At 38.5% G+C, this 6000-nt stretch carries 7 protein-coding genes; all 7 read left to right on the top strand.

The window, feature by feature from the left end; translation table 11 throughout:
* The first annotated feature begins 33 nt into the window (after nt 1–33).
* The 7 genes from ACFINS_RS01265 to virB11 all read left to right on the top strand — a co-directional run bounded on the left by ACFINS_RS01265 (nt 34) and on the right by virB11 (nt 5934).
* Nucleotides 34–777, top strand: coding sequence for a type IV secretion system protein (locus ACFINS_RS01265; protein ID WP_375612679.1), 744 nt, complete (start codon nt 34–36; stop codon nt 775–777).
* A gap of 213 nt (nt 778–990) precedes the next feature.
* Nucleotides 991–1836, top strand: coding sequence for a type IV secretion system protein (locus tag ACFINS_RS01260; protein WP_375705774.1), 846 nt, complete (start codon nt 991–993; stop codon nt 1834–1836).
* Between the two features lie 243 nt (nt 1837–2079).
* On the top strand, nt 2080–2223 hold the full coding sequence (locus ACFINS_RS01255) for a TrwH protein (protein WP_273790050.1): 144 nt from the start codon (nt 2080–2082) through the stop codon (nt 2221–2223).
* Nucleotides 2220–2921: a virB8 family protein gene (locus ACFINS_RS01250; RefSeq protein ID WP_375606007.1), complete on the top strand. Its 702-nt coding sequence runs from the start codon at nt 2220–2222 to the stop codon at nt 2919–2921. Before ACFINS_RS01255 ends, ACFINS_RS01250 begins: the two co-directional genes overlap by 4 nt.
* 13 nt (nt 2922–2934) lie before the next feature.
* A complete protein-coding gene (gene virB9 / locus ACFINS_RS01245) occupies nt 2935–3741 on the top strand; it encodes a P-type conjugative transfer protein VirB9 (RefSeq protein WP_375606008.1) in 807 nt (268 codons plus the stop codon).
* The gene (gene virB10, locus ACFINS_RS01240; protein ID WP_375606219.1) at nt 3741–4898 is read left to right on the top strand and encodes a type IV secretion system protein VirB10; all 1158 of its coding nucleotides are present in this window, start codon (nt 3741–3743) and stop codon (nt 4896–4898) included. Before virB9 ends, virB10 begins: the two co-directional genes overlap by 1 nt.
* On the top strand, nt 4873–5934 hold the full coding sequence (gene virB11, locus ACFINS_RS01235; RefSeq protein ID WP_375612249.1) for a P-type DNA transfer ATPase VirB11: 1062 nt from the start codon (nt 4873–4875) through the stop codon (nt 5932–5934). The genes virB10 and virB11 overlap by 26 nt, the downstream gene beginning before the upstream one ends.
* The last annotated feature ends 66 nt before the right edge of the window (nt 5935–6000 follow it).

The raw sequence follows: 6000 nt of genomic DNA, 5'->3' as shown, positions 1-6000 counted from the left end.
AACAATCCCTGCCGAAATTAAGCGAGGAGACAGATGAAAAAGCGATTTATTATAACAGGAATGATTACCCTTTTGGGGATGATAAATTTAACTCTAACGTCTAACTTTAGTTGGGGTTCTGGGACTCAAGGTTCAACTGTTAAAAGTCCTTTTTCAAAAGCAGAATATCTGGAAATTATTAAGTTGTTAGAACAACAAATTAAAACAAACGAAAACCAGATCGAAAACGCGAAAAAAATTCATCAGTCTATAACAGGAAATAGGATACAAAAACCAACAATAGGAGAAAACAAGAATTCTTTCATACAAGATTTGCCTTCTATCTACCCAAAAACACAGACAAACTACCAAGCCATAGCTACTGGGGAATTTAAAAAAAGATTTAATGAGATTATTCTCGAAGAGAAAAGGTACGGCTTCCAGAAGTTGCCGTATTATAAAATGCGCGAAATAATTAATACGCGTCTTAAATATAGTGGAATTGTCGAAAAAGCTGTAAGTTTTCAAACTTTTCAAGACGCAGAGAACCGCTTTAAACAAATGGACGATTTCTTAGATAAGATAAATAAAACAAAAGATCTCAAAGAAGTTTTCGAACTGCAAACACGCATCAAGACCATGTCAGCCATGATCCAAAATGAATATACAAAGCTACAAATGGTCAGAAATTTAAGCGATGACGAAGAGACTCTTATCGAAATACAAAAACGTAAATTGTACAGAAAAATTGTAGCCTCTAACTACAAAAATATGCCTATAATAAGGTCTAACCAATAAAGCTTTTTACAACATTTGCTTTTTTCATGAAAACAAAAACCAATGTAGAAGGTTCAGTACTCTCTGAACAATTAAGAGAAGCACAAAGATTTTATCAAAGCCAAGATATCATGCTGAAAACACTTAGGTAATGTATAAATGAAAATGAGGCGTTTAGCATGTATCTATGTTCCAAAGTGATAAAAAATTGAAAATTCGTTAAAGAGGAATTCCATGAACTTTACAGTTTTCACGCAACTTTTCAATAAAATTGATCAGATAACAAAAACATATGTCACGGATGTTTCCTCAAAAGCAATTGTTACAATTACACCCTTCGTTTCAATTGGAATCACTATCGCTTTCATCATCTACGGATGGCTTATCATCCGTGGCGCTATCGATATGCCACTTTCCGGATTCGTAAACCGTTTCCTGCGGATAAGTATTATTACTTCAATAGCTCTTACCACAGGACTTTATCAACCAGAAATCACAAATTTAATAACACAAATGCCCTATGAGTTATCAAAAGCGCTCATCGCAAACCCACTCGATGATAAACAATTAATGAATTTACTTGACAAAACAGCAGGCGGAGGATTCCAATATGCAGGCCGTCTTTTCCAAGAAACCGTCTTCTTCGAAGCCAATGGACTGCTTTACAGTCTCTTAGGAATCCTCATCTTGCTAGCAACAAGCCTCGTCGTAGCAATCGGTGGGGGTCTCGTCCTTCTGACAAAAATCGCACTTGCACTTCTCGTAGGATGGGGGCCAATCTTCATTATTGCTCTACTCTGGCAACCAACTTATCGCTTTTTTGAGCAATGGATTGTACAAGTCGCCAATTATATAATCCTCTTTCTACTCTTAGCAACTGTATTTAATCTGATGATGAATATCTTTGCAAACTATTTGAGCGATATGAAACTCGACTACGACCAGAATGTAAGCTTCATGTTTGGAGGAGCTCTCATCTTGTCCATTATATCCATCATGCTGTTACTCAAACTATCAAGCATGGCCAATTCTCTCGCAAAAGGCATTACATTCGGACATCTATGGAGACATAAAAACTAGCTGAGATAAAAAGCAATGGTTCCCGTAACAGATGCCCTTAATATCCATATGACAAAATAACAAGAATATCCAATCCTAAAGTAAAAAATATTCGCACTGAAATTGAGCTATTTTCATAAATTAAAAAATGAAATTAAGAAAAGATAAATTATCGTAAACTATACACTTTACTTTGGTGTCGAAATTATAATAATGACAACAAATATCAGAATGTGTATAACAGTAAAAAAGAGTCATATTAAAATGAAGTCGATCATTCTTATAATTTTGATTGCAAACCTTTTATCGGCTTGTGCATTAGCACCAAAGCTAAAACAGCCCAATGACAGGAACCGCGTGCCTATTAATAAAACAATCCCTGCCGAAATCAAGCGAGGAGACAGATGAAAACAAAACAAGCAAAACCAGTGAAAGCCGAACAACTTAGAAGTTATTATGAAGAAAGCCGTGGCTTAGAACGTGATCTTATCAATGAATTTATAAGGTCGCGCAGAACGGCATGGCGTGTTGCGAGTACTGTGGGTCTTTTTGGCTTATTCGGTATGATATGTGGAGTTGTTGGATTTTCTCAACCAGCTCCAACTCCCTTAGTATTGCGCGTTGATAATACGACGGGTGCAGTTGATGTTATCTCAATCATGCGTGAACACGAAGAAAGCTATGGTGAAGTTGTAGATAGATATTGGCTAAACCAATATGTACTTAACCGCGAAACTTACGACTACGATACTATTCAACTGAACTATGACACAACAGCACTTTTAAGTGCGGCATCTGTTCAACAAGAATATTATAAAATCTATGATGGAGAAAATGCACGGGACAAAGTGCTTTCCAACAAAGCACGTATTACAGTTAAAGTACGATCAATCCAGCCTAATGGACTAGGTCAAGCAACTGTACGTTTTACGACTCAGCAACTTGACAGCAACGGTGCTGCTACTGGACCAAAACAGCACCAAATTGCAACAATTGGTTACACCTATGTTGGTGCACCCATGAAATCATCTGATCGATTGCTTAACCCCCTTGGTTTTCAAGTAACAAGTTACCGTTCTGACCCAGAAATACTGTTGAATGATTAAGGAATTGATTGTTATGAAAAAACTTGCGTTCGTTGTTCTATTGTCTTCGTTTTCTTCTCTTTATACGGTACCTGTGCAGGCGCTCAAAAGTCCATCAAATTCACAATATGATCACCGCATTCGCTATATAACATATAACGAAGCGGATGTGGTTCAAATTGAAACAGTTCTTGGTGTGGCAACACATATTATTCTTGAAGAAGGTGAACAGTACATAACTCATGCCTTTGGTGATTCTGAAGCCTATGCCTTTGCTCATAAAGGGCGGCATATTTTTATTAAACCAAAAGCAGAACTTGCCAATACCAATCTCATCGTTGTAACCGACAAACGGAGTTATAAATTCCGACTACAATTTCGGAATGACCGTGCGGGATCAACATATGAATTGGCTTTCCATTATCCCGATTCAAACGATGAAAAGTCAGAAGAAAACAATCGACGCCTTGCGATTGAACGTGGTTTTCACCAAAGCGTCAACGGCTATAATCTCAGTTATACCATGAGTGGTCACCAAGATATTGCTCCGATAAATGCTTGGGACAATGGGCGTATTACTTACTTTAAATTTCCCGCTAACATGGATATGCCATCGATTTATGTCGTAGATGCTGAAGGTAATGAAAGCTTAATACCACGCACCGTTATCGGCAGTTCTAATGATATTATCGCCGTTCATAAGGTCAATCCTAAATGGCTTATACGGCTTGGTAAACGCGCTCTAGCTGTTTTTAATGAAGCCTATGACCCCAATGGCGTACCAAACACAACAGGGACAGTATCTTCGGTGGTTTATCGTATCAATAAAGGAGGAAAATGATGTTTGACAATAAGGAAGGAGAGGGAAAAGGTACAAAACTGGACAACGTCGAACAAAAACATATTGAAGGTACCTATGGAGGGTCCGAACTAGGTTCTGAACGTCGTCCAACAATTCCAGGTACCCGTGCATTGTTAATGGTAGGACTTATTGTCATAGTAGCGATACCGATTGCCTTGACTTGGAAAGCTTTTAAAATGCGTAATACCGTGGAGGTTGAGGAAGAAAAACCACAACAAATAGTACAGCAAATTATACCAAACTATGTCCCTCGGATTATAGAAGAGCCAAAGATTGTAGAAGAAGCAGAAAAATCAACACAAACAGAAGATTCAAACTTGGATATTCCACCGGCATTGAGTAAACTTCTTCAAACAGCCATTCCTCCACATATGCTCCAAGATTCTGAAGAATTAGCACGCAAACGTATGCTCAGTTCTAGCCTTAACAACGGTGGTAGCGAAGGATCTACAGATACAAATAATAAAGCATCGAATAATGATAGAGGTAATGGCGTATTATTTGATAACCTTCAGCCCGTGCGTTTAGGTCAATCACATGCGATGCAACTTCGTAACCGTGACTTTTTGATTACACAAGGAACGCAAATAGATTGTACGTTAGAAACAAAAATCATTACATCACAACCCGGAATGACGACGTGTCATTTAACACGCGATATTTATTCCACGAGTGGACGTGTTGTTTTGCTTGACCGTGGTTCTAAAGTTGTTGGTTTTTACCAAAGTGGCATACAACAAGGACAAACGCGCGTGTTTGTGCAATGGTTACGCATTGAAACGCCTTCTGGTGTTGTTGTCAATCTTGACTCACCAGGCACAGGTCCTCTGGGTGAAGCGGGTATTGGTGGCTGGGTTGACAGACATTTTTGGGAACGATTTGGTAGTGCAATTATGGTAAGCATTATCGGTGATTTAGGAGAATGGGTAAGAGGAAAAGTTGGTAAAAGCAGCAAAGAAAATAAAGATAACTCACAAAATAAAGGAGCTCAGAATGCTGAATCTATAGCAATCGATGTTCTTCAAAATTCCATCAATATCACACCAACACTTTACAAAAACCAAGGCGAACGAGTAAATATTTTTGTTGCTCGTGATCTGGATTTCAGCGATGTCTACAGTCTCGTCACACGTTAACCCGATACAAAAAGATCAAGCAGTTTTTCAGCTTCTGCAACCGCTTGATTGTTTTTTAGAAGATCCCACGATCACTGAATTATCGATTTGCCGCCCCTGTGAAGTATGGACGAAAAGCTTTAAGGGTTGGCAACTACACAGCGTACCAGAGTTAACAACCACTTTTTTGCAAACGCTTATTACAGCTATTATCGTTTATAACGGTATGGCTCCCAGAAGTATTAATTATGTGCTCTTGCCTGGTGGACAACGTGGTACAATTATACAAACACCAGCTGTTGTTGATGGTGCTCTTTCCTTTGTAATTCGTAAACATTCTCTCATAGTTAAAACGTTAGAAGAACTCAAAGAAGAAGGGGCATTTGACGATTTTTCTGATGTAAGTTTTAATAAGCCTTCAGCAAAAGAAGCCAATAACTTGTTATCGAGGCAGGACTTCACACGGTTGGAACCATTTGAAGTTCAACTCTTACAAAGTAAACGTGAGGGAAAAATTCTTGAATTTTTGGAAGAATGCGTCCTTCACAAACGCAACATTATTATTGCAGGCAAAACAGGATCTGGTAAAACAACATTTGCTCGCTCTTTAATTGAAAAGGTCCCTGTAGAGGAGCGTATTATCACAATTGAAGATGTTCATGAGCTTTTTCTACCCAATCATCCCAATCATGTACATATGATTTATGGTAACAATGTAGGCCGTGTTTCAGCTGAAGAATGCCTAGATGCGTGTATGCGTCAGTCGCCTGACAGAATTTTTCTCGCTGAATTGCGAGGCAATGAAGCATGGGAATATCTCAATTCGCTCAACACTGGTCATCCCGGATCGATTACAACAACGCATGCTAACAGCGCTTTGCAGACATTTGAGCGATGTGCCACCTTGATTAAAAGATCAGAAATTGGCCGGCAACTCGAGTTAGAAATGATAAAAATCGTTCTCTATACAACAGTTGACGTAGTGTTGTTCTTTAAAGATAGAAAACTCTCTGAAGTCTTTTACGACCCGATTTTTGCTAAATCAAAAATCGCTTAAGGGGAGCTTCCTCTCTCGGTAATATGAAGCAAACAAAAATAGCCGTAACTAATTGTTACGGCTATT

It is taken from the genome of Bartonella sp. AA2SXKL (assembly GCF_042197205.1).
GTDB lineage: Bacteria > Pseudomonadota > Alphaproteobacteria > Rhizobiales > Rhizobiaceae > Bartonella.
The sequence above is the reverse complement of the archived record's forward strand: the minus strand, read 5'-3'. Positions and strand labels throughout refer to the sequence as shown.

What these genes read in the sequence shown, in the direction of transcription:
- virB10 (WP_375606219.1), top strand. Translation starts at nt 3,741, where the DNA reads ATGTTTGACAATAAGGAAGGAGAGGGAAAAGGTACAAAACTGGACAAC.
- virB9 (WP_375606008.1), top strand. Translation starts at nt 2,935, where the DNA reads ATGAAAAAACTTGCGTTCGTTGTTCTATTGTCTTCGTTTTCTTCTCTT.
- ACFINS_RS01250 (WP_375606007.1), top strand. Translation starts at nt 2,220, where the DNA reads ATGAAAACAAAACAAGCAAAACCAGTGAAAGCCGAACAACTTAGAAGT.
- ACFINS_RS01265 (WP_375612679.1), top strand. Translation starts at nt 34, where the DNA reads ATGAAAAAGCGATTTATTATAACAGGAATGATTACCCTTTTGGGGATG.
- ACFINS_RS01255 (WP_273790050.1), top strand. Translation starts at nt 2,080, where the DNA reads ATGAAGTCGATCATTCTTATAATTTTGATTGCAAACCTTTTATCGGCT.
- virB11 (WP_375612249.1), top strand. Translation starts at nt 4,873, where the DNA reads ATGTCTACAGTCTCGTCACACGTTAACCCGATACAAAAAGATCAAGCA.
- ACFINS_RS01260 (WP_375705774.1), top strand. Translation starts at nt 991, where the DNA reads ATGAACTTTACAGTTTTCACGCAACTTTTCAATAAAATTGATCAGATA.